Origin of the sequence: Haloferax sulfurifontis ATCC BAA-897 (assembly GCF_000337835.1) — an archaeon.
Taxonomy (GTDB): domain Archaea; phylum Halobacteriota; class Halobacteria; order Halobacteriales; family Haloferacaceae; genus Haloferax; species Haloferax denitrificans.
In genome coordinates, this window is sequence record NZ_AOLM01000008.1 from 189,954 (window position 1) to 215,279 (window position 25,326).

Below are 25,326 nucleotides of genomic sequence, written 5' to 3' on the forward strand. Positions count from 1 at the left end.
GGCCGCCGGAGGCCCGCCCATACCTCGTCCCACTGCCATATTTTTAGGCTGGCCTAAAACTTCATAAGCGTTCTGGCGGAACGCGCCGCTCGACGGCGGAGCGAAACGGGAAAAGCGGGGCCGCGAAGCGGGACCGAACTACAGGTCGCCGTTGACGATGTCCGCGACGCGCTGGGCGTCGAACAGGCGCTCGTCGGCGTCGTACAGCGTCCGCGCGAGTCGGTCCGTCACGACGAGGTTCGTGATGGGACCCTGATAGAGCCCGCCGGCGCGGTAGACGTCGCCGTTCTGGACGGCGGTGAGCTCGCTCGCCACCTCGTGACTCTCCATGAACGAGACGACCGTGTTCCGGAACTCCTCGCGGGTCTTCGCTTCCTGTCCGCGCACGAGGAGCACTTCGGGGTCGACCTCCAGAAGCGTCTCGAAGTCGACTGCGCCGCGGTTGCTGTAGAAGTCCCGCACGTCGGTCGCCGCGAGCGCGTCGTTGACTTTCAGGTCGTTGAGATGCTTGAAGCTCGTTCCCTCGTCGATGATGTAGGGGTAGAACTCCTCGGGTTCGTCGCCGCCGCCCCAGACGACGGCGGCCGAGGGCCGCTCGCCCTGCGCGGGGACGACCGGCGCGAGGTTCGCTTGGAACCCCTCGTGGACCTGTTCGAACGCCTCGAAGCGGTCCTCGCGCTGAAACACCTGCGCGAGCTTCTCGAACGCCTCGTAGAGGTCGTAGTAACGGTAGTCATCGTGCCACGCGTAGCCGCGCGAGAAGATGCTGTTGCCGAAGAACGGACCGACCTGCGTGCTGATCTCCTCGATGTCGGCTTCCGACCACTGGCCGCGGTTCAGGAGGAAGTTCGGGTCGGCGACGTGCACGTCAGCGTTCAGCTCGTAGAACTGCTCTTTGCCGACGCCGCTGTCGCCCCACAGCTGGCGGATGGACGACTTGTCGACGCTCACGTCCGGAATCTCGTCGTAGTACTGCGTGTGGTACCGGCCGGGGAGCCAGACGCCCATCGGCGCGTCGAGGCCGAGCGCGACGCCCATGTCCGCCCAACTGCCGTTGTTCGCGACCCACGTCTCCGGGACCGAGTCGAACGTGACCTCGCCGACCGGCTCTATCGACACCGAGTAGGACTCCGACGCCTCGGTCGTCGACTCGGTCTCGTTCGCGGTCTCGGTCTCCGCCGCCGCCTCTGTCGTCGCGGCCGCGGTCGTCTCATCCTCAGACTCTGTCGTCGTTTCCGACCCGCCGCCGCCGGTACAGCCGGCGAGCAGGCCGCCCGCGACGACCGCCCCGCCGTACTGCAGATACTCGCGCCGCGTCGATTCTCGACCGCCGCGTCCGTCGTTTGCCATGTCTTTTAGGCTTACCTAAATGGTTAAAACGTCTTCGGAATTTAGGCGAGCCTAATCACCCTGCGGGGACGGGGAAAGGGGGCGGCTCAGTCCGTCGCGTCGACGGGCGCTCTGACGGCGAGGACCGAGAGATCCGAGTACGGCGTCGAGTCGGGACCGCTCCCGCCGGCCGACTCGCGCAGGTCGCCGAGCGTGGTCCGAGTGATTCGCTCGTCGTCGTGGGTCAGCCGTTCGAGCACGAGCGCGTCCAGCGAGGGGTCAGCGCCCGAATCGACGAGGAACTCCGCGATGTCGCCCGGCATCCAGTCGAACGGCCGCGGCAGGACGAGCAGGTGGCGCTCGCCGACCGCCTCGGCCAGTCGGTCGAGATCGGCGTCGAGCGACCCGCTTTTGTGGAGCGTGACGAACCGCGTGTCCTCCATCGGCGTCCGGGCGCGACTCGCGGCTATCTGGAGCGACGAGATGCCCGGAATCACCCGCACCGGTCGCTCGACGGCCCGCTGGACTTTCCCGAGGAACTGGTAGCCCGAGTGGTTCGGGTCGCCCATGAGGACCGCCGTCCCGCGCTCGCCGGCCGCGACGCGCCTCCCGAACTCGGACAGCGCCTCTGCTTCGTCGGCGTAGCCGCAGGTGAGCAGGTCGGCGTCGGTCTCGTCGGCCACGAAGTCGACGACCGTCTCGAAGCCGACGACCACGTCTGCCTCCCGAATCGCTCGCCGCCCGCGAGGCGTCAGATACTCCGGGTTGCCGGGGCCGATTCCGACCGCGTAGACCGGCGCGTCGGCGACCGCGGAGCCCTCGGCGTCCTCACCGCTCCCGTCGATTCCGTCGATGCTCGGTTCGGGCGCGGCCGCGGCGAACGCCGCCGGGTCCGGCCCCGAATCGAGGTCGTACGGGTCGTTCTCGTCCTCACTCATGATCTGCGAGGTCTACGTCGCCGTTGCGAACGTCGCTCGCGACGTGAATCAGTTCGTTCGTGAGCGCGGCCGCGAGACCGCTCCCGCCGCGTTTCCCGACGTTCGTCACCGCGGGCACGTCGTACTCGTCGGCGATTTCGCGGACGCGCTTCCGGCTCTCTTCGGCCTTCACGAAGCCGACGGGCGTCGCCACGACGGCCGCCGGTCGGGTCCCGTTCTCGATGCAGTCGCACAGCGCTAACGCGGCGGTCGGCGCGTTGCCGACGACCGCGATTGCGCCGTCGTAGACGCCTTCCTTGTCGAGTTCGAGCACCGCGGCCGCGGTCCGGGTCATGCCCGTCTCGGCGGCGAGTTCGGCTCCGTTGCCGATTGCCTTCCGCACCGGGCAGTCGTGGCCGCGGCCCGTGACGCCGGCTTTCGCCATCGTGATGTCGGTCACGATGGGTCGCTCGTCGAGGACGGCTCTCGCGCCCGCGACGACCGGTTCGTTCTGGCACCGGATGAGGTGCTGGAACTCGATGTCGCCGGTCGAGTGGACCGCCTTCTGCCGCAGTCGGTCGGTCAGCGTCTCGTCGGGGACGAACGTCCGGACGATGTCCATGCTCGTCTCCGCGATGTCCATCGCTTCCTGCGTCGTCGCGCCGAGGTCGGCGTAGACGTCTCGTTCAGTCATCGGATTGGGTCTGCGTCATGGCGTTCGTCGTGCTCGCTTCGAGGTCGCCCTCCACGGAGAGGTTGATGTCCTGCAACCGCTCTCGCACGTCGTCGTCGGCGTCCCACAGGTCGCGGTCGATGGCTTCGAGGAACGTCGCGGTGATGCTTTCGAGCGCCCACGGGTTCACGTCGCGCATCCACTCCTGTCGGTCCTCGTCGAAGGCGTAGGCGTCGGCGAGACTCTCCCAGAGCGTGTCGCTGACGACGCCCGTGGTCGCGTCCCAGCCGAGCGCGACGTCGACCGTGGTCGAGAGGTCGCCCGCGCCCTTGTAGCCGTGGTCCTCCATGCTGTCGAGCCAGTCGGGGTTGAGGACGCGCGCCCGCATCGCCTTGCGGACTTTCTCCTCGTTCGTGTAGACGCTGACGTTGTCGGGGTCGCTGGAGTCGCCGACGTACGAGGCCGGGTCGCTCCCCGAAATCTCGCCGACGGCGGAGACGAACCCACCGTGGAAGGCGTACCAGTCCGAGGAGTCGAACTCGTCCTGCTCTGCGGTGTCCTCGATTTTCACCGTGGCCTCGACGCCGCTCAGGCGGCGCTCGAAGGCTTCGTGGGCCTCGGTCACCTTGCCGCGACTCCCGAGGGCGTAGCCGCCCCACTGGACGAACACGTCCGCGAGGTCGCTCCGGTCGTCCCACTCGCCCTCGTCGACGGCCTTGTTCGTCCCCGCGCCGTAACCGCCGGGCGTCGTCGTGAACACGCGGTGTTTGGCCAGTGTCTCGGCCTCGTCGGCGTCGACGCCCTCCGATTCGAACTCGGCGGCGTCCTCCTCGACGTGCTTTTTCACGTAGTTCAGCTCGTGGGGTTCGTCGAGTTCGACCACCGCGTCGACGGCGTCGTTGACGACGCTCGCGGCCTGCGGGAACGCGTCGCGGAACAGCCCCGAGACGCGGGTGGTCACGTCGATTCGCGGGCGGTCGAGTTCGTCCAGCGGAATCGGCTCCACGTCGTCGACGCGGCCCGCGTCGGTCCACACCGGTTCGACGCCCATGAACGCGAGCACCTGCGCGATGGTCTCGCCGCGGGTCCGGACCGTCGGCGTCCCCCACGCGACGACCCCGAACTCCTCGGGGTACTCGCCGTGGCCGTCGTAGTGGCGGTCCAGAACGCCCTCGGCGACGCGCTCGCCGACGCTCCACGCCGGCTTGGCCGGGACTTTCCGCGGGTCGAGCGTGTAGAAGTTCCGCCCGGTCGGGAGCAGGTCCACGCCGCCGCGGGTCGGCGCACCGGAACCGCCGGGCCGGACGTACTCGCCGGCCAGCGCGTCCGCAGTCTGAGGAATCTCGGCTTCCGCGGCCGCGACTCGCGGGGCCGCCTCGTCGCAGATGAACGCCAGCACCTCGCGCAGGTCGTCGTGCGCGCCCCGCTTGGCTTTCGCGTCGCCGAGTTGGTCGATATCGACCACGAGCAGGTTCATGTTCACCTCGTCGTCGGGGCCGGCGTCGACCTCCGACTCGGGCACGTCGAAGCCGCGGTCGGCGAGTGCGGAGACCAGTTCGACGCACTGGTCGTAGACGCGGTCCGCGGCCTCCGAGAGGTACATCCCGAGGTCGTCGTCGTACGTCCCCGGTTCGTCCCGCATCCGGTCGTAGTCGACGCCCATGACGCCCGCGACGCTCTCGCGGAGACTCGGCGTGTCGGCGTTCGGGAGCCGAGTGAGCGCGACGAGGTACTCCACGAGCCGGTCGCGCTCGGGCGGTTCGCCCATCGTGTGGAGGCCCATCCGAATCTGCGTCGTCTTCACGTCGGTCAGGTACTCGTGGACGCGCTCGACCAGTTCGTCGAAGTCGACGGCGTCGGCATCGACGCCGGAACCGGAATCCGCGCCGCCGATGGCGTCACCGACCGCGTCGGCGTCGTCGAACCCGAGTTCGACCGCGAGGTCGAGGTCGTCGACCGCCGCAACGAGGAGTTCGCGGAGTTGGTCGCCGCGCTCGGGGCGGGCCTCGTCCATGCCCGCCTCGCGGTACTCGCGGGCGAGTTCTTCGAGGTCCGCGAGGTCGTCGTAGGTTCCCGCCGTGCGCATGACCGGCGTGAGGTAGTCCACGATGGCCGCGTACGACCGGCGCTTGGCCTGCGTCCCCTCGCCGGGGTTGTTGATGATGTACGGGTAGACGTTCGGGAGGTCGCCGACCAACTGGTCCGGCGCGCTCTCGCCGTTCAGGCCGACGGTCTTGCCGGGGAGCCATTCGAGGCTCCCGTGGGTGCCGAGGTGGACCACGGCGTCGGCGTCGAACTCCTCGCGGAGCCACGCGTAGAACGCCACGTAGTCGTGCGGCGGCTGGAGGTCCGAATCGTGGTACACCTTCGAGGGGTCCATCCCGAAGCCGCGGGGGGGCTGGACGGTCACGAGAACGTTCTCGAACTCGACGCCCGGAATCGCGAATGGTCGCTCGGGCGGGTCGCCCCACTCCTCGACGACGTTGTCGCGGAAGCGGTCGTCGGCGTCGGCGAACCAGTCGGCGTACTGGTTCGGAGACACCACGTCGACGCTCAGGTCCCGCACGTCTTCGGGGGCGACCCAGCGGTCGTCGAGGGTCAACTGCGAGGTGAGGTCGTCGATGAGCGCCTGCCCGTCCGCGGGGAGGTCGCCGACGGCGTAGCCTCGCTCTCGGAGTTCCGACAGGAGATTGACCGTGCTCTCGGGGCTGTCCATCCCGAAGGCCGTTCCGATGCCGTCGTCGCTCGGCGGGTAGTTGTGGAGGACGACCGCGACGCGCTTCTCGTCGTTCGGCAGGTGGCGGAGCCGCGCCCAGTTGACCGCGAGTCGGGCGACGTGGTCCACGCGGTCCTCGATGGGGAAGTGCTGTTTCGGCGCGCTCCCGACGCCGGCCTCGTCTTCCATCCGCTCTTTCCCGCTTATCGGGTGGGTGATGACGTTGCCGTCGAACTCGGGGAGCGCGACCGACAGCGCGAGTTCGAAGCCCATCACGCCCGTGTCGCTCGACTCGTACCGGCTTCGGGAGCGCATGGTCGTGACGGCCTGTAAGACGGGAACGCCGAGTTCGGCGAGGAACACGTCCTCGGCGTCAGCGCCCTCGTCGTCGGCGTCGCGGCCGCGCTCGCTCATCGACAGCGAGAACATGAAGGAGCTGACGACGGCGTCCACGACGGGGCCGTCGTCGTCCGAAAACCAGTTCCGGGCGACCCACTCGGCGTTCTCCTGTCTCTCCTCGTCGGTCGCGGGGTTGCAGAACGCCGGCAGGACGTTCGCGCCGAGCGATTCGAGCCGCTCCACGAGCGCGTCCACGTACCGGGTGTTCGCGTGCGTCCAGTGGGACTCGTAGAACCAGACGCCGATGGTCGGCTTGTCGGGATCGTGAGTGTCGAGCAGTTCGTCGTACTCGACGCCGGGGTAGTCCGGGTGGTAGACGCCCTCGGTCGGGAGTTCGACCGGGTCGTCGACTTCGGTCTCGATGCCGGCGTACTCGGCGGCGAGGAACCGACAGAGGTTCTCGACGTTCACCGCGCCGCCGCGGTCGAGGTAGTCGCAGACGCGCCCGCGGTCCGCGTCGGCGACGGTCGTGTCCCGCCGCGCGAAGGCGTCGCCGGTGGCCTTGACGACGAGCGGCACGCCCGCGGCTTCGAGCCGTTCGACCGCGTGGTCGTAGCCGGGCATGCTGTCTTCGGCCCCGTGGAGCCAGAAGACGGCCGCCGTCGCCGACTCCAACTCGTCGACGAAGGCGTCCGCGTCGGTCACGTCGTCCAAATCGCTCGCGGAGCGGACGACGAGGTCGATTCCGTCGAGTCGGCGCGCGGCCCGCTGGACCGCGCCCAACTCGTTTTCGGTCGCTGTGTACAGTCCGATTGTCGGTGTCATTGATAAAGTGTTATTGTCTTACTGCAACTACAATTTCGTATTCGATGACGACTCAGACGCTTCCGTTCTCCGCTATCGTCGGGCAAGACGAACTGAAACGGGCGCTGTTGGCCGTCGGGGCCAACGGCGACCTCGACGGCCTCCTCGTCCGCGGCGAGAAGGGCACCGCGAAGTCGACCGCGGTCCGCGCGCTCGCCGGCCTCCTGCCCGAACAGAAGGTCGTCGCGGACTGTCCGTACGGCTGTCCGCCGGACCCGGACGACCCGGCCCGCCAGTGCGACTCGTGTCGCGCCCGCGACGACCCCGCGGTCGAGCGCCGGTCGGTCCCGCTCGTGACGCTCCCGCTCGGCGCGACCCGCGACCGGGTCGCGGGCACGCTCTCCGTCGCCGACGCCCTCGACGGCGAGGCGTCGTTCGACCCCGGGCTCTTGGCCCGCGCGAACCGCGGCATCCTCTACGTGGACGAGGTGAACCTCCTCGACGACCACCTCGTCGACCTGCTTTTGGACGCGGCCGCGAGCGGCGTCAACCGCGTCGAGCGCGACGGCGTGAGCGTCGAACACCCCGCCGAGTTCACCCTCGTCGGGACGATGAACCCCGAGGAGGGCGACCTCCGGCCCCAGCTCCGGGACCGCTTCGCACTCCAAGCGACCGTCGTCGGGAGCCGCGACATCGACGACCGCGTGGAGATTATCGACCGGGCGCTGGGGGACGGCGACGACACCGAAGCGGCCGGCGACGACCGCCGCGAGGCGACCGCGGCGCTCGAAGCCGCGCTCCGCGAGGCGACGGACCGCCTCGACTCGGTCGCGCTCCCGGCCGAGTTCAAGCGCGACATCGCCGAACTCTGCGTCGACGCCGGCGTCGAGGGCCACCGCGCCGACATCGCCATCGCCCGGGCGGCCCGCACCCTCGCGGCGCTCGACGGCCGGACGAAGGTGCTCGAAGGCGACGTGCGCGAGGCGGCCGCGCTCGCGCTCCCGCACCGACTTCGGAGCCGCCCGTTCGACGACGACCCGGACGTCGACGACGTGCTCGACGACCACTTCGACGGGGAAGACGACCGGGACGACGGTGACGCCGAGGAGGATGGTAGCGGTGACGGGAGCGAAGGTGCCGGTGGCGACGGCGATAGTGACGGGGGAGACGACGGCGATGGTGGCGATAGAGACGACGACGGTGGAGGCGACGGCCGCAACGACGACGGTGGCGAGGAAGCCGGTTCCGACGCCGCGGGAGATTCTTCTGATTCCGATGCCGGGGACGACGCTGACGGGGACGATGCCGGCGGCGACGACCGAGGTGGAGCGGTCGGCGGAGCCGACGAGAGCGGACCCGAAGACGGCGATTCGGAAGACGGAAGTCCCGGAGACGGCGATACCGACGACTCCGGAGATGACGGCCTCGAAGACGACGACCCCGACGAGGCGACGCCGCTTCTCCCCGGCCAGCGCCGGGCCGCCGTCGGCGACGCCGAGCGCCCGCCGGTCGAAGAGGCGACCCTCGACGCGGAGACGCCCGGTGACGGGAGCCGCGCCGCAGTTCGGGAGTCGCGGCAGGGCCGAGGCTCGCGGGTGCGGACCGAACCGGCGACCGAGACCGACGACATCGACGTGCCGGCGTCGGTCCGGGCCGCCGCCTCGGCCGGTCGGTCCCGCGTCACCCGGTCGGACCTCAGAACCGCGGTCGCCCGCGGGTCCGCCGAGACGCTCGTCGTGTTCGTCGTGGACGCGAGCGCGTCGATGCGCGCCGCGATGCGGCGGGCGAAAGGCACCGTGCTGTCGCTCCTCGAAGACGCCTACGAACAGCGCGACGAGGTCGCGTTCGTCGCCGTCGCCGGCGACGACGCCGAGGTGTTGCTCCCGCCGACCGACAGCGTGACGCTGGCGGCGCGGCACCTGAAGGTGCTCCCGACGGGCGACAGGACGCCGCTTCCGTCCGGGCTGGACGCCGCCCGTCGGGTCATCGACCGCTCGGACGCCGACGCCGCGCTCGTGGTCGTCGTCACCGACGGCCGGGCCAACGTCGCGGACGGCAGTCCCACCGGACAGACCCGGTCGGCGGCGCGGCACCTCGCCACCGCCGACGCCTCGGTCGTCGTCGTCGACGCCGGCGACGACGGTATCGGCGTGACCGACATCCTCGTCTCCGAGACGGGCGCGCGGCGCATTCCCCTGTCCGACCTGTCGGCCGAGCGGGTCGCCGAGGCCGCGCGCTCGGCGGACGGGCAGTAGCCGGGACTCGGTCGTCTCTTTTGGCATGGTGTGACCCTATCGAACCGGTCGCGTGCGGAGCCGGTACGCCCCGCGAGTGACGCCCTCGTCGTGGTACTCGACCGGCTCTTCGACCACCGCGAGGACGCCCCCGCCCGCGGCGACGGCGGTCGGAATACCGGGGAGTCCCTCCGTTTCGACGTGCCCCGCGTCGGGGGCGAAAACGTGGACGCCGTGGCGCTCGGCCTCTCGCTCCCTGAAGTGCTGGGCGGACGGCACGAACGCCCGCGAGCCGGTGGCGACGGCCGCCCGTGCGAACCCGCCGGTGTCGCGGGTCCACAGGCGCTCGCCCTCGTCGACCGAGACGCCGACTGCGGTGTGTTCGTCGGGGTGTCGCGCGTCCGGGTCGCGGGTCGACTCGGCGAACGTGTTCCCCGTGACGAAGACGGCGGTTCCGTCGGCGACGCAGACGTGGGTCGGGTATGCGTAGACGGTCTCGTCGCCGACGCGGCGCTCGGTCGCGAGGTCGAGTCGCCACCGCGTCTCCCCGTCGAAATCGATGAGGTAGCCGCGTTTGTCGCCGTGGCTGGCGACGGCGACGGCGTCGCCCGCGAAGGCCACGTCGCCGACGCGTCGGTCCCCGTCGGTGTCGGGGTCCCACGACGCGACCCGCGCCCCGGAGTGTGCGTCGAGGAGAACGAGACCGTCCTGTTCGGGGTTCGGACAGCGGTTGTACGCGACGGCGACGCGGTCCCCCTCGGCGGCGACCGCGATGGGCGACGCGTGGACGTGTCTGCGCCACGCGAGCCGCCCGTCTCGGTCGAACCCGAGGACGACGCTCCGCCAGGCCCTGTCCTCGCCGTCCCGCTCGTAGCGCCGGGCGGCGACGACGACCCTGTCGCCCGTCACCGCGAGGTCGACGACGTAGGGGCGGAAGAAAAGCGAGTCCTTCGTCGCCGTGCCCACGTCGTCGGCCGTCGCGTACGTCCAGCGGGCGACGCCCGTTTCGGCGTCGAGGACGCGAACCAGCCCGTCGCCGCCGCGCTCGCCGACGACGAGGGCGCCGTCTGTCGCGGTCATCGACACGACGGAGTGCTCACCGCGCGCCCGCCAGCGCTCGCCGGCGTCGGGCGCGGCGTCGGAGGCACTGGTCGCGTCGGTAGCAGTCTCCAGCGCGACGACGCGGCCGTCCGCGGTCCCGACGAAGACGGCGTCGGCGGTCGCTTCGACCGCGGAGCGCGCCCAGTTGTGGCGACTGCTCGCGGGGTCGACTTCGCCGAGGTCGCGGCGGGCCGTGAGTGGGGACGGTGCCATCGGGACTCAGTCCTCGACGGGGAAGGCGTCGTGGAGCGTGTGGTGCGTCTCTCCGAGGTCGTCGAGGAACGCATCGGCTCCCTCGCGGATGCGGCGAAGCGACCGCTCGGCGTCGCGGACGGCGACGAGCCGTCCCCGAAGGTAGCCCGATTGCGGGTCGTCCTCGTCGATTCGCGTCGCCTCCTCTTCGAGGTCGACGAGCGCGGCGTCGAGATGCCGCTGGGCCTCGTCGAGGGTGGTCGCGTTCGCGAGCGCCTGAATCGGGCCGGGGTCGGCGTCGCCGAGGTAGTCTTCGAGTTCGGCTTCGGCGTGTCGCTTCGCGTGTTCGTCGGTCGTTCCGGTGATGTTCAACAGCGCCAGTCGGAGCGCTTCGAGTTCTGCGCAGGCCATGGTTAGAGTGATTGGTGGACGAGGTTCGAGACGATGCGGTCCCGTTCGAGGTGGGACGAGACGATGCGGTCGGTGTCGTCGGGCGTCACGCCGCCGTACCAGACGCTGTCGGGGTAGACGGCGACGATCGGGCCGTCACCGCACTGGCCGAGACACGAGCTACGAGAGACGTGCACGTCGCAGTCATCGGCGTCGCGCACGCCCTGTCTGAGCTCTTCGAGGACGGTCGCCGCGCCGCTGGCGGCGCAGGTCTGGTTCGTGCAGACCGCGACGTGTTTCTCGGGGGCGTCGTGGACGTGCGGGTCGTCGTCCACGTCGGTTCGGTCGGCGTGTTCGGCCTGATGGACGAGCGAGCGGAGCATCGCGCGCGCGCCGCCCTCGTCGTCCTCGTAGCCGGCGAGTTCGACCTTGTACTTGCAGGTGTCGCAGGACATCTCGACGCTCCCGGTGCGGGCCTCTCGATACCGGTCGGCGAGCGTCTCGACCACCCGGTCGTCCGCGCCGAGCGGTCCCGACGCGCCGGCGTCGACGTAGGGGTACTCCTCGTCGAACGTCTCGGCCGTGTCCACGATTCGCCCCGTCAGCACGCCGTCGCCGAGCATGTACGGGAGGACGACGACCGCGTCCGGGCGGTCCTTGGCGACGGTGTGAAGCGTCTCCTCCAACCGGGGCGTGGTGACGCCGATGAACGCCGATTCGACGCGGGTGAACCCGCGGCCCTCGTACAGCAGGCGCGCCAGTTTGTGCACGTCGCCGTTCGAGTCGGGGTCGCTCGACCCGCGGGCGCAGAGCACGACCGCCACGTCGTCGTCCTCGCGGTCGACGCCGAGGTCGGACTCGACCGCCCGCGCCCGCTCGTCCAGCAGGTCCACGAGCGAGGGGTGGATGCCGAGGTGCGACCCGAACCGGAACTCGGTGTCGTCGTGGGTCGCGCGGGCCCGCTGGACCGCCAGCGGCACGTCGTTTTTCACGTGGCTCGCGGCGAAAAGCGAGAGGGGGACGACGGTCATCGTCCGGCAGGTCGGTGCCAGCGACTCGATTGCGTCGTCTATCGACGGCTCGGCGAGTTCGATGTACGCCGCGTCGACCGGAACCGACAGCCGCGACTCCAACTTCGCGGCGAGCGTCCGCACCTGCTCGTTGGACGCCTCGCGGCGCGAGCCGTGGCCGACGAGGAGCACCGCGTCGTCGTCGAGCGCCGGGTCGGGCCGTTCGAGGCTCATGCGTTCTCGGCCTCTTCGAGACTGCGGACGAGCTTTCGCCGCCGCGTCGGCGCGAACAGGCTCGTCCCGTCGCTTCCCTCGTAGACCCACTCGCCGAAGCCGGCGGCCGCGTCGTCGTCGATACCGAACCAGTGGCCGCCCGACGAGGTCTCCTGAATCGGGCCGGTCGGCGCGTCAGCGGGGCAGGCGTCGAGCAGTCGGTTCACGGTGTCGAGGAGCGCCCGGTCGTCGTGGACGAACGAGATGCCGACCGTCCCCGCCGAGGACTTGAAACAGACCGTCCCGCAGGATTCGAGGAGCCCCCGAAGGAGCTGTTTTCGCCGGTCTTCGAACACGTCGAAGCGGTAGCCGCCGGCGTCGTCGCCGACGGGGAGGCCGAACGCGGCGCTCGCGCTTCTGACCACGTCGCCTTCGACCATGACGTGGTACTCGTCTTTGACGCGGGTGACGGCGGTGTTGTGCGCGTATTCTCGTTCCGTCTCCCGGCGGTCGATTTCGCCGCCGCCGGCGATGGCCGCGAGGCGGTTCGCGCAGGTCTCGTCGTTCGTCAGCGCCGTGAACTGCCCCGGCTCGACGCGGCCGCCGCCGGCGACGTGGCCCCACAGGTAGGCCGTCTCGGGCGCGCTCTTCAGGAGGTCGTCCGCGGGGTCGACGCCGACGTCGCTCACGCGTCCACCTCCCGGACCGAAATCGCGCCGGGCGGACAGGCTCGGGCCGCGAGCGTCGCGTCGTCGTCCGCCTCCGCGTCGCCTTCGAGGAGGGCGATGACGCGCTCGTCGGTGCGCTCGACGCTCACGACGCCGGCCGCGTCGGGGTCGATTGTGGCGAGGCCGTCGTCGTCCTCGACGAACCGCCCGTCGCGGGCGAGACAGGCGAAGATGCCGTCGCAGGCGTCTCGGTCGATTGCGATTTCGAACATCTCAGTACTCGTATTTCTGCTCGTAGCCCCGCGGCGTCACCATCCGGTCGTCCCAGACGTACGTCTCCTCGTTGCCGACCAGTAGCGTCGTCGTCATGTCCACGAGGTCGGTCTCGCCGAGGTCGGGGAGTTCGCGGAGTTCGACGATTTCGACTTCCTCGTCGTCGCGGCCCGCGCCGTGGACGATGCCGACCGGCGTGTCGGGCGCGCGGTGTTCGAGGAGAATCTCGCAACACTTCTCGTAGTTCGACCGGCGCTTGCGGCTCCACGGGTTGTAGATGGCGATGGTGAACCCCTCCTTGGCGGCCGCGTGGAGGCGCGACTCGATGGTCGGCATCGAGGTCAGGTGGTCCGAGAGGCTGATGGTCACGGTGTCGTTGACGAGCGGCGCGCCCAGCCGGGCCGCGCAGGACTGCGCCGCCGGGACGCCCGCGACCACGTCGAAGTCGACCACGCTCGCGGTCGCGCCCTTCGATTCGAGGATTTCGAGCGCGAGGCCGGCCAGCGCGTACACGTTGGGGTCGCCGCTTCCGACGATTGCCACGTCGTTGCCGGCGAGCGTTCGGTCGACCGCCTCCTCGGTCCGGGAGACCTCGCCGCACATCGGCGTCGAGTAGATGTCGTCCGCGCCCTCGACGACGTCGTCGGGGAGGAGTTCGATGTAGGTCGTGTAGCCCACGATGTGGTCGGCCTCGCGGAGGGTGTCTTTCGCCAGCGTGGTCATCTCGCTCGCGCGACCGGGTCCGAGGCCGACGGCGACGAGTTGGCCCGGTTCGCCGTCGAAGTCCTCGATGGTGGCTTCGACCTTCTCCGCGGTCTGTTCCCTCTTCGACCCGCCCGACCCGCCGCCGCACTTCGAGGATGACTCGCCGTCGGCCTTCGAGGACGACGCGCCGCACTTCGAGGGCGTGTCCTCGGCCTTCGTGTCCGCTTTTGTCGTCGTCTCGGTCTCGGTCTTCGCTCCGCCGCAGTTCGATTCGGATTCCGTGTCTGATTTGCTCATGCGTTAGAAGTCGTCGACGTCGCGCCCGCCGCGGGGCGTGACCAGGTACGTTTCGTAGTCGTTGCTCCAGGGTTCGGTCTCGTGGGTGCCGATGAGAATCGAGGTTCCCATCCCACCCACGTCGTCGTCGTGGGCTTTCGCGTCGCCGAGGGTCGTCACCGAGAACGTCTCGTCGTCCAGATTCCGGCCGGCCTCGCCGCGGCCGGCGTCGTTGAAGATGCCGACCGGCACGTCGTCGGCCCGCTCCTCGCGGACCACGTCGATGGCGCGTTCGTAGTTCCGCCAGCAGTTGTACAGGACGATGACGAAGCCGCTGATGGCGGCCGCGCGCAGTTTCTCCTCGATCTCGTCCCAGCCGCGCCACTTGTCGGACAGCGAGACCGTACAGAAGTCGTTCGACAGCGGCGCGCCCATCATGGCCGCGCCGCCGAGCGCCGCGGTGACGCCGGGGACGATTTCGATCGGCACGTCGGTCGCCTCGTCGCCTTTCGCCATCGTGAACACGAGGTCGGACTTCCCGTAGACGTTCGGGTCGCCGCCCGAGACGTGGACCACGTCCTCGCCGTTTCGGACGCGCTCGAACGCCTCGCGGGTCAGTTCGACCTGCTTTCCCATCGACGAGCGGACGACCTCCGGTCCGTCGTCGCTTTCTTCGGGCGGGAGCGTTCCGTCGTCGCGGAGGAACTCCTGATAGAGGTTCGACGCGACGACGCAGTCCGACGTCGAGACGAGTTCCTTCGCCCGCTTCGTCATGTGGTCCGGGAGACCGGGGCCGATGCCGACGACGTAGAGCGTCCCGTAGTCGTCGGGCACCTCGTCGCGGTCGCCGGAGCCGACCGCCGGTTCGGTCGGCTCGTCGCCGTCACTCATCGTCCCACCGCCACGGTCACGGCGTCGTCGTAGCGCCGCTTTTCGACGACCAGTTCGTGGTCGCGGCCGCCGGCGATGGCGCTCGCCTCGGCGATACCGGGCCAGCCGATGAGTTCCTTCGACCGCGAGGGCGTCGGTCCCTCGAACTCCGAAAGCGTCTCCTTTTCGAAGTAGACGACGCCCGCGCCGATTTCCTCGGCGGCGTCGAGCATGCCGGGTTCGTCCGCCTTTCGCGTGCCGGTGGCGACGAACTCCACGTCGTCCCAGTCGCGGTCGGCGTCGTCGAGCGCCCGTTCCCACGCCGTCAGGAACTGCGCTTTCTTCGCGCCGGAGACGCTCCCGGTCCCGAGGACGACGCCGTCGTCGCCGTTTCGCTTCAGGACCGTCACGTCGTCGCCGACGAGCACCGCCTTCGGACCGTCGAGGCGAGCGACGGGACCGAGTTCGTCGTTGAGGACGGCGAGGTTCGTCGCCACGGTCGAATCGCCGTTGACGACGTGGGAGTCGAGCGCCTTCGCCTTGCTCTCGACGCCCTGCTTGCCCGCGGCCTCCGAGGCGGTCGTCATCGCCGGGACGGCCCCGAGTTTCGAGAGGTCGTGGGCGACCTGATTCGCGCCGTGGTGGCCGCCGGTGAGCGGAATCGCCCACGTCAGTTCCTCGTCGACGACGACGACCGCCGGGTCTTCCCACTTGTCGTCGAGGAGGCCCGCGGTCTTCCGCATGGCGATGCCGCTGGCCATCAGGCCGACGAAGCAGTCGTACTCGCCCCAGTGGTCGGCGAACACGTCGCCGTGGTACGTGAGGACGTCTATCCGGTCGTAGTCGTCCGCGAGGTCCCGCTTGATTTCCTCCGCCGTGTCGAGCTTTCGCTCGAAGCTGACGATGGCGATTTCGTCGGCGACCTCGCCGTCGCTGTCGGGAGTGCTACAGTGGCCGCTTCCGGAGTCTGCCGAGTTGTCGCTCATTGTGTCTGCCCCTCTGTTTCAGAATCCGGTTCGTCGTTCGGCGCGTCGCCGCCGCGGGCCCAGTCGCCGTAGAGGAACGACCGCTCGTAGTCCGAGCCGGTCACCGCCTCGCCGATGATGACGAGCGCGGAGGCGCGGTAGCCCGCGTCTTCGACCCGCTGGCCGATGGTCTCGATGGTTCCCTCGATGACGTCTTCGTCAGGCCACGAGGCGTGGTAGACGACCGCGACGGGCGTGTCGGGGTCGTGACCCTCGTCCAGTAGTCGGTCCATCGTCTCGGCGACGGCGTGGGTCCCGAGGTAGATGCAGACCGTGGTGTCGCCGAAGCCCACGAAGTCGCCGATGTGGTCCTCCTCGGGCGAGAGCGTCCGACCCTGCGGTCGAGTGAAGACGACGTGGTTCGAGACCTCGTTCAGCGTCAACTGGGTTCGGAGCGTCGCGCTCGCGGCGAACGCCGAGGTGACGCCGGGGACGAGATACGTCGGAACGCCCGCCTCGGCCAGCGCGTCCATCTGCTCCAAGGCGGCCCCGTAAATCGCCGGGTCGCCGCTGTGGAGTCGGACGACGGTTCGGCCCGACTCGTAGGCGTCGGCCATCAGCGGAATCAGCTCTTCGAGGTCCTTGCCGACGCTGTTGACTCGCTCGGCGTCGGCGCAGAACTCGTCTAAGAGCTCGCTGTTGACGAGCGACCCCGCGTGAACCACGAGCTCGGCGTCCTCGACGAGCTTTCTTCCGGCGACGGTGAGCAGGTCCGGGTCGCCCGGCCCCGCGCCGACGAAGGGGATTCCATCCTCGTCGGTGAAGCCGGTGTCCGCGTCGCCGTCGACGCTCACGCCGACCCCCCCGATTCGACGCCGTCGAACGCGGCGGTCGCCACGTCGCGCTCGACGCCCTCGCGTTCCGCGTAGGCCAGCGTGTAGTAGTCGCGCTCCGCGAGTTCGTCGGGGTCGTCGGTGACGACCGTCTCGCCCTGCTCCATGAACAGGCGGCGGCCGAACCGAACGTCGTAGCCCGCCTCGGTCAGTTTCTCGTGGGTCGCCGGCGCGTCGGTGACCTTGAACAGCACCATGCGGTCGGGGCCGGTCGGCGCGGAGCCGTTCGCGGCCTCGCGGAGCGCGAGCCCGGTTCCGGATTCGATTTCGACGCCGAGCGCGGTCGTGAAGGCCGTCATCGCGCTCACGCCGGGGACGACTTCGAGGTCGACCTCGGGGTGGAACGCGTCGAGGGTGCGGCGGAGGTGTCCGAACGTCGAGTAGACGTTGGGGTCGCCGAGGGTCACGAACGCAACGTCCTCCGTGTCGGCGCGGGCGGCCACCTCGGCGGCGGCTTCCTTCCACGCGCGGCGGAGTTCGTCGGGGTCGCGCGTCATCGGGAAGTCGAGGTCGCCGATGCGCTCCTCGGGGACGTGGTTCAGCGCGACCGTCCGCGAGAGTCGGCCGGGCGAGTAGACCACCGCCGCCGATTCGAGCAGGCGTTTCCCCTTGACGGTCACGAGGTCGGCGTCGCCGGGGCCGAGGCCGATGCCGTAGACGGTCATAGCCCCTCCGCGCCCCGCCGACCGACGACGACGTAGACCGGGTTGTTCGACCGGAAACTCGTCGCGCCGGCGAGTTCGTAGCCGTGGCTCACCTGCAACTGGACGACCTCCGAGAGCAGGTCGCGCTCGCGGAACGCCTCGATGGCGTCGCCGGCTGGTTCGACCCGCGAGACGTTCATCACGACTCGGTCCACGCCGGTCTCGACGGCGTGGTCGAGGACGGCCTCGAAGTTCCGGCTCCCGCCGACGAACATCGCGTCGGCGTCGGCCGGAAGCCCCTCGGGGGCCTCCGCCTCGCGGAGCGTCACGTCGGCGTCGTAGTCGTTCGCCCCGAGGTTCTTCCGCGTCACGTCCAGCCGCTTCGGTTTCCGTTCGACGGCGGTCACGCGCTCGACCCGCCGGGCCGCCTCGATGGTGACCGAGCCGGTACAGGAGCCGACGTCGACGAAGTGGTCCGTCGACCGCAAGCCGAGTTTGTCGAGCGTGACCGCTCTCACCTCCGGTTTCGTGGGTCCCGCCTTGGCGTCGTGCGGGAGCGTTACCTGTGACATTCGACCTGACAATCCCGGCGCTGTTTGAAAACAATTTTGCTTGGAGTATAGCAACTCAACTTTCATAAAATAGCCCCATCGAGTTATTAAATCGAAATTGTCGAAACACAATCTCGCTTGTTCTCGAAAGTTTTACAATCTTGCTTGGTTTTCCTCAATCTGAGTTTACCATGGCTACGGCGAACACCGTCAACGGTCGAATCGAACGCGCCCGAACCGAACTGGCTCCCACGCAGATGGCCGCGGGAGCCCTCTTCATCGCCGCGCTGGGCTTTACGCTCCTGTTCGTGCAGGACCCGCTCGTCCACGACTCGCTCCATAACTTCCGCCACGCGGCCGGCATCGCCTGCCACTGACGATGTTCGCCGAGTACCTGACGCGGGGAGTGAAGGCGGGGCTGGTCGCCGGACTGGTGTTCGGCCTGTTCATGGCCGTCGTCGCCAACCCCCTCGTCGCCTACGCGGACGAACTGAACCACGCCGCCGTCGAGGAGAGCGGTCACGGCCACGAGGCGGAGAGCGCCCACAGCCACGATTCGGAGGGGGCTCACAGCCACGAGACCGACGGCGCTCACAGCCACGACTCCGGTGACTCGCACGCCGGCGAAGGCGACGGCCATCACGACACCGCGGTGTCGATGGCGGTCACGAAGGCCGTGAGCGTCGCGGCCGGCGGGCTGTGGGGCGTCGTGCTCGGCGGCGCGTTCTTCGGGGTCGCGTTCTTCTTCCTCGAACCGGCGATTCCCGGTCCCGACGCCGCGAAGAGCTACCTGATGGGGCTCGCGGGATTCGTCACCGTCTCGGGCGCGCCGTGGCTGGTCCTCCCGCCGGCCGCGCCGGGCGCGGAGCAGTCGCTTTCGGTGGCGACGCGGCTCCCGCTCTACGCCGGGATGATGCTCGCCGGGGCGCTCGCCTGTCTCTCGGCCGGCTACGCCTACGCCCGCCTGCGCGAGTCGAGCGGCCTCGTCGCGGCCGTCGTCGGTGCGGCCGTTCCGTTCGGTCTGCTCGCGGCCGTCGCCGTCGTCGCCCCCGAAAACGCGGTTCACGGGGCGCTGTCGCCGACGCTCGAAACCGGGCTCACCGGCCTGTTCGCGTTCGGACAGGTCCTCCTGTGGCTGGTTCTCGCGGCGGCGCACGCGCGGCTCCGGTCGTCGAGTGAGTCCGAGTCGGCGACCCCGATTGCGGGCCGGGACTCGGCTCCCGCGGCCGACTGATGCGCGACCGAACCGACGAGGTCCGCGAGCACGGCTTTACCGACCACGTGTTGGTCTGTACGAACAGCCGAGAGTCCGACTACGCCGACTGCGCCGAGGCCGACGGCCCGGCGGTGTACGACGCGGTGACCTCGTGGTTGCGCGACCGTGGCGTCTTCTGGTCGCGGGTCCACGTCGCCGAAACGAGCTGTCTCGGACTCTGTAGCGCCGAGGGGGCCGCGGTCGCCATCCACCCGCGAAACCGGTGGTACTCGGACGTTCGTCCGGACGACGTACCGGCGCTGTTGGCCGACGAGTTCGGTCCCGACGCGTCGAACCTCGGCGTTCGACCCGACCGCTGACCGCCTCGGCGACGACCTCCGGCGTCTGCGCCGCGCCCTTCTCACCGCCGTCTTGCCGCTATCTCCGTGACGAAGCGGGGATTGGACGCAGAACAATAATATCGTTGCACTTCTGATTACGGTTCATGGACGAGAAGGACCTTCGAATCCTCAAGGCCATCGGGACGCTCGAATCGGGGAGCCCCGACCGGATAACCGAGGAGACGGGCATCCCGAAGTCGACCGTTCACTACCGCCTCGAACGGCTCCAAGAACAGGGCATCATCAAGAACGACATCTTCGACATCGACTTCGAGAAGGCCGGGCTGAACCTCACGCTCATCACCGAGGTCTGGGCGGAGTACGGCTCGGAGTACCACAAGGAGGTCGGCGACAAACTCGGCGAGGTGCCCGGCGTCAACGAGGTGTACTTCACGCTCGGCGACACCGACTTCGTCCTGATTTCGCACCTCGCCTCGCGAGCGATGGTCGAAGACCTCATCTCGGAGTTCGAGGAGATAGACGAGATTTCGCGGACGAGTTCGACGTTCGTCATCACGACCATCAAAGACGAGCCGAACCCGCTGAACGACTACGAACTCGAAGAACTGAAAGACGCGCTGCTTCCCGACGTGTCGTAACGCGGTTCTCGTCGGGTCCGCGAACGGATTAGTCTTCGAGTCGCTGGGCGCTCAGGTGCGCCTTGGCCTCCGTCCGGGTCGGAAGCCCGCCGGCGACGGCGAGCAGGACGACGCCGAGCAGACACCAGCCGCCGACCATCGCCCACTCGTAGGGCCACGCCAGCGCCGAGGGCGAGCCGGGGAGGTAGAGCCCGACGAAGAACACCGTCAACAGCAGGCCGAGCGCGCCGACAGCGTAGCCCGCGGGGAGCTTGAACGGCCGGTCGAAGTCGGGGTCGCGGTACCGGAGCACGAGGAACGAGACGACGACGAGGAGCCACGCCGTCACCATGCCGAGGCCGCCGGCGTTGACGACCCACACGAGCATCTGCTCGCCGAACAGGGGGGCGAGCGCCGCCAGCCCGCCGACGAGCACGATTGCGGTCGACGGCGTGTCGTGGTCGTCGTGGATCGTCGCGAGCGTCTCGGGGAGCATGTTCGAGTCGGCCATGGCGTAGATGGCGCGGCTGGCTCCGAGGACGAAGCCGTTCCAACTCGTGAGGATGCCCGCGAGGCCGGCCAGCGCCATGATGCGGCCGATGGTCACGCTGTCGAACGCGATTTCCATCGCCGTCGCCGCGGGGAGCGAGCTCTCGACGAGCGTCGCGCCCGTGGCGACCTGTCCGGCCGCCCAGATGACGGCGATGTAGAACGCGGCGGCGCAGGCGACCGAGAGCCCGATGAGTCCGCCGAGGACCTTCGGCGACACGTCGGCCTCGCCCGCGGCCTGCGGAATCACGTCGAAGCCCACGAACATGAACGGCGTCATGATGGCGACCGTGAACACGCCGCCGATGCCGGCTCCCGCGAGCGGCGGCGACGACGGCGAGGTGCCGTTGAACAGCGCGCCGAGGAGGAGCGTCAGGCCGGACAGCGTGATGACGAGCGCGAGAATCGCCTGGAACTGCGCGGCCGGGCGGACCCCCCGGTAATTGAGGTACGTGATGACCACGGAGCCGATGACGCCCGTCGCCACCCACGTGCCGTAGACCGGCTGGCCGGCGACCGTCCAGAGTTCGAACACGTTGAAGCCGGGGACGATGTACGCGAGGGCGCTCGGGAGCGCAACCGCCTCGAACGCGACGACGCTGATGTAGCCGAAGATTATCGCCCACGTGCAGACGAACGAGCCGGCCGGCCCCAACGCCCGCATGCTGTAGACGTGTTCGCCGCCGACGAAGGGCATCGCCGAGGCGAGTTCGCCGTAGATGAGCGAGACGACGGACACCATGAACCCGCCGAGGATGAACGCCGAAATCGCGCCGGTGACCCCGCTCTGGTCGATGAAGTACCCCGTCTGTACGATCCAACCCCATCCGATCATCGCGCCGAGCGCGAGCACGAACACGTCGCGCTTCGAGAGGACGCGTGAGAGTTCTCCTGTCATGGTTATGATTGACATCACCACATTCTAACTTACCCACTATATATCTTACTGTGTTCAATTTTTAGAGGAAATAAGGAATACAGTTCAATAGAGAATCATGGTCTGGGACGACAAACTGGCCGACGATTCACCGGAAAATCGCCAAACGGCCGGCGGTTCGAACGGTAGTCAACTCGCAGAACCGAAAAAAAGCGTCCGCGTTCGATTCGCCTTCCGGGCGTCGCCGCGGGTGCCGTCGCGGCCGTCGCGCCGGGTTCCGGTTCGGTTACTCGTCGGCGGGCGCGTCCTCGACCCAGACCGTCTTCGTGTTGACGAACTCTCGAATCCCGTGTCGGGAGAGTTCGGTCCCGTAGCCCGAGTCTTTCGTCCCGCTGAAGGGGACTCGCGGGTCCGACGCGACGATGTGGTTGACGGCGACGTTACCCGCGGTGAGCTTCGTCGTGAGCGCCTCGCCGCGTTCCGAGTCGGCGGTCCAGACGCTCGCGCCGAGGCCGTAGGGCGTGTCGTTCGCCACGCGAATCGCCTCCGTCTCGTCTTCGACTTCGATGACGGTAGCGACGGGACCGAACAGTTCCTCGGTCCTCGCGGGCGCGTCGTCGGGCACGTCGGTCAGCACCGTCGGCGGGTAGTAGTGGCCGGGTCGGTCGAGCGGTTCGCCGCCGAGTCGGAGCGTCGCGCCGGCCTCGACGGACGCCGTGACCTGCTCGTGGAGCGTCTCCATGAGGTCCGCCCGCGCCTGTGGCCCCACGTCAGTTCCGGGGTCCGTCGGGTCGCCGACGGTCAGCGCGCGCATCTCCTCGGTGAAGCGTTCGACGAACTCGTCGTAGACTCCCTCGTGGACGAGAAAGCGCTTCGCGGCGATGCAGGACTGGCCGTTGTTCTGCGTTCGCGCCCGCGCGGCCTGCTTCGCGGTCGCTTCGAGCGGCGCGTCGTCGAGGACGATGAACGGGTCGCTCCCGCCGAGTTCGAGCACCGTCGGCTTGAGTTCGCGGCCGCTCGTCTCCGCGACGGCCCGTCCAGCGCGGGTGCTTCCGGTCAGACTCACGCCCCGAACCCGGTCGTCTTCGATGACGCCGGCGACGCGCTCGGCGGGAATCTGCAGCGAGGTGAACACGTCGTCGGGATAGCCCGCCCGCTCGAAGACGGAGGCGATGGCGTCGGCACAGCCGAAGACGTTCGGCGCGTGCTTGAGCACGGCGACGTTGCCGGCGGTGATGTGCGGGGCCGCGAACCGGAACACCTGCCAGAACGGGAAGTTCCACGGCATCACCGCGAGCACCGGGCCGATGGGCTCGTAGGAGACGTACGTCTTCGACCCCGGCACGGTGCCGATGTGCTCGTCCTGCAGGAACTCGGCGGCGTGTTCGGCGTAGTAGTCGCAGACCCACGCGCACTTTTCGACCTCGGAGACCGCCTGCTCTATGGGCTTGCCCATCTCTTCTGTCATCAGGCTCGCGTACTCCTCGCTGTGCTCGCGCAGCACGTCGGCCGCGGACGCGAGCAACTTCTCGCGCCGCGAAATCGGGGTCTCGCGCCACGATTCGAACCGGTCCCACGCGGCGTCCAAGCGCGCGTCGACCGTCGCCTCGTCGTGTTCCTCGTGCGTCTCGATGACTTCCTCGGTTGCGGGGTTGATGGATTTCATGGTCGGCTCTCGGGAGCGCGGCGGTCGCTCGCGACTCCCGCTTGCCCCGACTGTCGTCCCAGATGTTGATAAATGTTCCAGTAGAGTGAGATTATTTGGACTGTGTTCAACGAGCCATCGGTGGCGAACGGAGTCGAGTACGAGGTATCCAGCCACGTTCGAGTTCCGTGCGACCGTCTTGCGACCGAAGATGATGGCTGAATTCGAACTTTGTCCTACACAGTATAATTTATTAGGATTCAGTTTAGAACTTGTGTTCATGAGAGAACGGACGACGAACTCGTCGGTCGAGGCGGCGTACGACGACTACCTCATGCCGATTTGGAAATCGCTGAACGTCCCGGTCGAGCGGGCGTCCGGCTGTACCCTCGAAGACTTCGACGGCAACGAGTACCTCGACGTGTTCTCCGGCATCTCGGTGACGAACGTCGGACACAACAACGAGGCCGTCGTCGAGGCCGCGACCGAGCAGTTAGAGGAGTTCGTCCACGGCTGTTCGTACGTCCACCCCAACCGGCCGGTGGCCGACCTCGCGGAGACCATCGCCGAGGTGACGCCGGGCGTCCTCCAGAAGTCCTTCTTCTGTAACTCCGGCACCGAGGCGGTCGAGGGGGCCATCAAGCTCGCCCGGAAGTACACCGGCTCCAAGGAGGTCATCTCGCTGGAGATGGGCTTCCACGGCCGCACCCTCGGAAGCCTCGCGCTCACCGGCAACAGGGCCTACAAGCAGGACATGGCCCCGACGATTAACGACGTGGCTCACACAGCGCCGCCGTACGCCTACCGGTGTCCCCGCTGTGATGGCGACACCTGCGGCGCGGACTGCGCCGACGCGCTCGAACGGGTCATCGGCTCGCACACCAGCGGCGACCTCGCGGCGGTCGTCGTCGAACCCGTCATGGGCGAGGCCGGCATCGTCGTCCCCTCGGAGGCGTGGCTCAAGCGCGTGCGGGACATCGCCCACGACCACGGCGCGCTCCTCATCGCCGACGAGGTCCAGACCGGCTACGGCCGCACCGGCGAACTGTTCGCCACAGAGCACTTCGGCGTCGAACCGGACATCCTGACGCAGGCGAAGGGCATCGCAAACGGCCTGCCCCTCGGCGCGTTCACGGCCCCCGCGGAAATCGCCGACGCGTTCGGCTCCGGCGACCACCTCTCGACGTTCGGCGGCAACCCCGTCGCCTGCGCCGCCGCGCTGGCGACCATCGAGGAACTCCAGAACGGCATCATCGACAACGCCCGCGAGAACGGCGAGTGGCTCTCGGCCGAACTCGCCACGCTCGAATCCGACTACGACGTGGTCGGCGAGGCCCGCGGCCTCGGGCTGATGCAGGGCATCGAACTCGTCGACCCGGAGACGACCGGCCCGCAACACGTCGCGCCCGCCCCGGACAAGGACCTCGCGGCCGCGGTCGGCGAGCACCTCCGCGAGGAGTCCAACGTCGTCATGGGCGTCGGCGGCTACTACAAGAACGTCATGCGCTTCCAGCCGCCGCTGACGATTTCGCAGGCGCAACTCGGCGAGGCCGTCGACGCGCTCCGCGCCGCGCTGGACGACCTGGCCTGAACAGGAGTCCTCCTTACCGCGCACTCGACCGATTCAGGGGCGGTCCAGCTCTTTGTCCCACGCCTTCCACGTCTTCAGAAGCGGGATGATGGTGTAGTCGTCGACGATTTCCTCGCCGTCGAAGAGGTCCCAGACGTACTCCTTCAGCGCGTTCAGGTCGGTGTGCCACGCGCTGAAGACGAGGTCGTACTCGCCGAGACAGGAACTCGTGTTGTAGACGAGTCCCTCGTCGATGAGCATCGTGATGAACTCGGTCCGCACGTCGGAAGAGACGTGCTGATTGAACGAGACGAGCACCTGCGCGTCGGCGAGGTCGGCCTCCTGGAGGACGATGACCGCGAGGATTTCGAGCACGTCGCTCTCCTGAAGCTTCTCGCGGCGGCGACGAACCGCGGTCCGGGAGAGACCGACGCGCTCGGCGAGCTCCGTGTCTGAGATGCGGCCGTTCTCGTTGAGCGCGCGGAATATCTCGTAGTCGTGCTCGTCGAGGTAGTTTTCGAGGACCGCCTCCGGCGTGTTCGGGTCGGACGGGGCGTCGGCGGACGTGAGGTCGGGGTTTTCCATGGTCGGATGTATTCGGGGGTTCGATTTGAAACTGCTGGTGGCGTAAACGAATCAAAACGACACGTGAGTTGTGCCGAATTGGCTAGTCAACGCGTCGGGGCGGGGTGGTGGTACGAGTTGGTTCGGTCGCGGGACGCCGCGCGAAACGCGGCGTCGAGGGCGA

24 protein-coding genes are annotated in these 25,326 nt (G+C 68.7%); 6 read left to right on the top strand and 18 right to left on the bottom strand.

All coding sequences use genetic code 11. The features are described 5' to 3' along the window. Nucleotides 1-138: 138 nt before the first annotated feature. From C441_RS05415 to cobN, 4 genes are all read right to left on the bottom strand, one after another. Nucleotides 139-1,350, bottom strand: coding sequence for an ABC transporter substrate-binding protein (locus C441_RS05415; RefSeq protein WP_007274201.1), 1,212 nt, complete (start codon nt 1,348-1,350; stop codon nt 139-141). 86 nt (nt 1,351-1,436) lie between these two features. Next, a complete protein-coding gene (locus C441_RS05420) occupies nt 1,437-2,267 on the bottom strand; it encodes a cobalt-precorrin-7 (C(5))-methyltransferase (RefSeq protein WP_007274202.1) in 831 nt (276 codons plus the stop codon). Further along, nucleotides 2,260-2,940, bottom strand: coding sequence for a precorrin-8X methylmutase (locus C441_RS05425; RefSeq protein ID WP_007274203.1), 681 nt, complete (start codon nt 2,938-2,940; stop codon nt 2,260-2,262). Before C441_RS05425 ends, C441_RS05420 begins: the two co-directional genes overlap by 8 nt. Further along, a complete protein-coding gene (gene cobN / locus C441_RS05430) occupies nt 2,933-6,799 on the bottom strand; it encodes a cobaltochelatase subunit CobN (RefSeq protein WP_007274204.1) in 3,867 nt (1,288 codons plus the stop codon). The genes C441_RS05425 and cobN overlap by 8 nt, the downstream gene beginning before the upstream one ends. A 44-nt stretch (nt 6,800-6,843) precedes the next feature. Here cobN and C441_RS05435 point away from each other — a divergent pair, with 44 nt between their 5' ends. After that, a complete protein-coding gene (locus tag C441_RS05435) occupies nt 6,844-9,033 on the top strand; it encodes an ATP-binding protein (protein WP_007274205.1) in 2,190 nt (729 codons plus the stop codon). Between the two features lie 36 nt (nt 9,034-9,069). Here the strand turns inward: C441_RS05435 and C441_RS05440 are convergent, their stop codons facing one another. From C441_RS05440 to cbiT, 11 genes are read right to left on the bottom strand one after another with little or no spacing between them, the layout of a single operon-like run. Further along, nucleotides 9,070-10,326, bottom strand: coding sequence for a PQQ-binding-like beta-propeller repeat protein (locus C441_RS05440; protein WP_007274206.1), 1,257 nt, complete (start codon nt 10,324-10,326; stop codon nt 9,070-9,072). 6 nt (nt 10,327-10,332) lie between these two features. Then, a complete protein-coding gene (locus C441_RS05445) occupies nt 10,333-10,716 on the bottom strand; it encodes a DUF3209 family protein (RefSeq protein ID WP_007274207.1) in 384 nt (127 codons plus the stop codon). Between the two features lie 2 nt (nt 10,717-10,718). Next, nucleotides 10,719-11,939, bottom strand: a complete 1,221-nt coding sequence (locus C441_RS05450) for a CbiX/SirB N-terminal domain-containing protein (protein WP_007274208.1) — start codon at nt 11,937-11,939, stop codon at nt 10,719-10,721. Further along, on the bottom strand, nt 11,936-12,607 hold the full coding sequence (locus C441_RS05455) for a hypothetical protein (RefSeq protein WP_007274209.1): 672 nt from the start codon (nt 12,605-12,607) through the stop codon (nt 11,936-11,938). The genes C441_RS05450 and C441_RS05455 overlap by 4 nt, the downstream gene beginning before the upstream one ends. Further along, nucleotides 12,604-12,858, bottom strand: coding sequence for a ferredoxin (locus C441_RS05460; RefSeq protein ID WP_007274210.1), 255 nt, complete (start codon nt 12,856-12,858; stop codon nt 12,604-12,606). The genes C441_RS05455 and C441_RS05460 overlap by 4 nt, the downstream gene beginning before the upstream one ends. A 1-nt stretch (nt 12,859) precedes the next feature. Continuing rightward, the gene (gene cobJ / locus C441_RS05465; RefSeq protein ID WP_007274211.1) at nt 12,860-13,861 is read right to left on the bottom strand and encodes a precorrin-3B C(17)-methyltransferase; all 1,002 of its coding nucleotides are present in this window, start codon (nt 13,859-13,861) and stop codon (nt 12,860-12,862) included. A gap of 3 nt (nt 13,862-13,864) precedes the next feature. After that, nucleotides 13,865-14,731 (bottom strand): precorrin-3B C(17)-methyltransferase, encoded by an 867-nt coding sequence (locus C441_RS05470; protein ID WP_007274212.1) that lies wholly within the window; start codon nt 14,729-14,731, stop codon nt 13,865-13,867. Continuing rightward, nucleotides 14,728-15,696: a cobalt-precorrin 5A hydrolase gene (gene cbiG / locus C441_RS05475; RefSeq protein ID WP_007274213.1), complete on the bottom strand. Its 969-nt coding sequence runs from the start codon at nt 15,694-15,696 to the stop codon at nt 14,728-14,730. The genes C441_RS05470 and cbiG overlap by 4 nt, the downstream gene beginning before the upstream one ends. Next, entirely contained in the window at nt 15,693-16,529 is an 837-nt protein-coding gene (cobM, locus tag C441_RS05480; RefSeq protein WP_007274214.1) for a precorrin-4 C(11)-methyltransferase, read from the bottom strand. The genes cbiG and cobM overlap by 4 nt, the downstream gene beginning before the upstream one ends. Then, nucleotides 16,526-17,233, bottom strand: a complete 708-nt coding sequence (locus tag C441_RS05485) for a cobalt-factor II C(20)-methyltransferase (protein WP_004972123.1) — start codon at nt 17,231-17,233, stop codon at nt 16,526-16,528. Before C441_RS05485 ends, cobM begins: the two co-directional genes overlap by 4 nt. Then, nucleotides 17,230-17,784 carry a precorrin-6Y C5,15-methyltransferase (decarboxylating) subunit CbiT gene (gene cbiT / locus C441_RS05490; protein ID WP_007274215.1) on the bottom strand — a complete coding sequence of 185 codons (555 nt, stop codon included), beginning with the start codon at nt 17,782-17,784 and terminating at the stop codon, nt 17,230-17,232. The genes C441_RS05485 and cbiT overlap by 4 nt, the downstream gene beginning before the upstream one ends. A 170-nt stretch (nt 17,785-17,954) precedes the next feature. Between cbiT and C441_RS05495 the strand changes: the two genes are divergently transcribed. The 4 genes from C441_RS05495 (at nt 17,955) to C441_RS05510 (ending at nt 19,958) form a co-directional block, all read left to right on the top strand. Beyond that, a complete protein-coding gene (locus C441_RS05495) occupies nt 17,955-18,140 on the top strand; it encodes a CbtB domain-containing protein (RefSeq protein ID WP_004972120.1) in 186 nt (61 codons plus the stop codon). A gap of 2 nt (nt 18,141-18,142) precedes the next feature. Next, a complete protein-coding gene (locus C441_RS05500) occupies nt 18,143-18,997 on the top strand; it encodes a CbtA family protein (RefSeq protein WP_007274216.1) in 855 nt (284 codons plus the stop codon). Beyond that, nucleotides 18,997-19,338 (top strand): (2Fe-2S) ferredoxin domain-containing protein, encoded by a 342-nt coding sequence (locus C441_RS05505; RefSeq protein ID WP_007274217.1) that lies wholly within the window; start codon nt 18,997-18,999, stop codon nt 19,336-19,338. Before C441_RS05500 ends, C441_RS05505 begins: the two co-directional genes overlap by 1 nt. 125 nt (nt 19,339-19,463) lie before the next feature. After that, nucleotides 19,464-19,958: an Lrp/AsnC family transcriptional regulator gene (locus C441_RS05510; protein ID WP_007274218.1), complete on the top strand. Its 495-nt coding sequence runs from the start codon at nt 19,464-19,466 to the stop codon at nt 19,956-19,958. Between the two features lie 28 nt (nt 19,959-19,986). On the opposite strand, the gene C441_RS05515 is transcribed toward C441_RS05510, so the two are convergent. Both C441_RS05515 and C441_RS05520 read right to left on the bottom strand, forming a co-directional pair. After that, entirely contained in the window at nt 19,987-21,399 is a 1,413-nt protein-coding gene (locus C441_RS05515) for an APC family permease (RefSeq protein WP_049920459.1), read from the bottom strand. Between the two features lie 250 nt (nt 21,400-21,649). Next, nucleotides 21,650-23,029 (bottom strand): NAD-dependent succinate-semialdehyde dehydrogenase, encoded by a 1,380-nt coding sequence (locus tag C441_RS05520; protein WP_007274220.1) that lies wholly within the window; start codon nt 23,027-23,029, stop codon nt 21,650-21,652. 259 nt (nt 23,030-23,288) lie between these two features. Between C441_RS05520 and C441_RS05525 the strand changes: the two genes are divergently transcribed. Further along, nucleotides 23,289-24,599, top strand: a complete 1,311-nt coding sequence (locus C441_RS05525; RefSeq protein ID WP_049920460.1) for an aspartate aminotransferase family protein — start codon at nt 23,289-23,291, stop codon at nt 24,597-24,599. Between the two features lie 33 nt (nt 24,600-24,632). On the opposite strand, the gene C441_RS05530 is transcribed toward C441_RS05525, so the two are convergent. Further along, a complete protein-coding gene (locus tag C441_RS05530; RefSeq protein ID WP_007274222.1) occupies nt 24,633-25,163 on the bottom strand; it encodes an Lrp/AsnC family transcriptional regulator in 531 nt (176 codons plus the stop codon). Between the last annotated feature and the right edge of the window lie 163 nt (nt 25,164-25,326).

Coding starts and splice junctions, on each gene's coding strand:
- C441_RS05415 (WP_007274201.1), bottom strand. CDS start 1,350: ATGGCAAACGACGGACGCGGCGGTCGAGAATCGACGCGGCGCGAGTAT.
- C441_RS05420 (WP_007274202.1), bottom strand. CDS start 2,267: ATGAGTGAGGACGAGAACGACCCGTACGACCTCGATTCGGGGCCGGAC.
- C441_RS05425 (WP_007274203.1), bottom strand. CDS start 2,940: ATGACTGAACGAGACGTCTACGCCGACCTCGGCGCGACGACGCAGGAA.
- cobN (WP_007274204.1), bottom strand. CDS start 6,799: ATGACACCGACAATCGGACTGTACACAGCGACCGAAAACGAGTTGGGC.
- C441_RS05435 (WP_007274205.1), top strand. CDS start 6,844: ATGACGACTCAGACGCTTCCGTTCTCCGCTATCGTCGGGCAAGACGAA.
- C441_RS05440 (WP_007274206.1), bottom strand. CDS start 10,326: ATGGCACCGTCCCCACTCACGGCCCGCCGCGACCTCGGCGAAGTCGAC.
- C441_RS05445 (WP_007274207.1), bottom strand. CDS start 10,716: ATGGCCTGCGCAGAACTCGAAGCGCTCCGACTGGCGCTGTTGAACATC.
- C441_RS05450 (WP_007274208.1), bottom strand. CDS start 11,939: ATGAGCCTCGAACGGCCCGACCCGGCGCTCGACGACGACGCGGTGCTC.
- C441_RS05460 (WP_007274210.1), bottom strand. CDS start 12,858: ATGTTCGAAATCGCAATCGACCGAGACGCCTGCGACGGCATCTTCGCC.
- cobJ (WP_007274211.1), bottom strand. CDS start 13,861: ATGAGCAAATCAGACACGGAATCCGAATCGAACTGCGGCGGAGCGAAG.
- C441_RS05470 (WP_007274212.1), bottom strand. CDS start 14,731: ATGAGTGACGGCGACGAGCCGACCGAACCGGCGGTCGGCTCCGGCGAC.
- cbiG (WP_007274213.1), bottom strand. CDS start 15,696: ATGAGCGACAACTCGGCAGACTCCGGAAGCGGCCACTGTAGCACTCCC.
- C441_RS05485 (WP_004972123.1), bottom strand. CDS start 17,233: ATGACCGTCTACGGCATCGGCCTCGGCCCCGGCGACGCCGACCTCGTG.
- cbiT (WP_007274215.1), bottom strand. CDS start 17,784: ATGTCACAGGTAACGCTCCCGCACGACGCCAAGGCGGGACCCACGAAA.
- C441_RS05495 (WP_004972120.1), top strand. CDS start 17,955: ATGGCTACGGCGAACACCGTCAACGGTCGAATCGAACGCGCCCGAACC.
- C441_RS05500 (WP_007274216.1), top strand. CDS start 18,143: ATGTTCGCCGAGTACCTGACGCGGGGAGTGAAGGCGGGGCTGGTCGCC.
- C441_RS05505 (WP_007274217.1), top strand. CDS start 18,997: ATGCGCGACCGAACCGACGAGGTCCGCGAGCACGGCTTTACCGACCAC.
- C441_RS05510 (WP_007274218.1), top strand. CDS start 19,464: ATGGACGAGAAGGACCTTCGAATCCTCAAGGCCATCGGGACGCTCGAA.
- C441_RS05515 (WP_049920459.1), bottom strand. CDS start 21,399: ATGTCAATCATAACCATGACAGGAGAACTCTCACGCGTCCTCTCGAAG.
- C441_RS05520 (WP_007274220.1), bottom strand. CDS start 23,029: ATGAAATCCATCAACCCCGCAACCGAGGAAGTCATCGAGACGCACGAG.
- C441_RS05525 (WP_049920460.1), top strand. CDS start 23,289: ATGAGAGAACGGACGACGAACTCGTCGGTCGAGGCGGCGTACGACGAC.
- C441_RS05530 (WP_007274222.1), bottom strand. CDS start 25,163: ATGGAAAACCCCGACCTCACGTCCGCCGACGCCCCGTCCGACCCGAAC.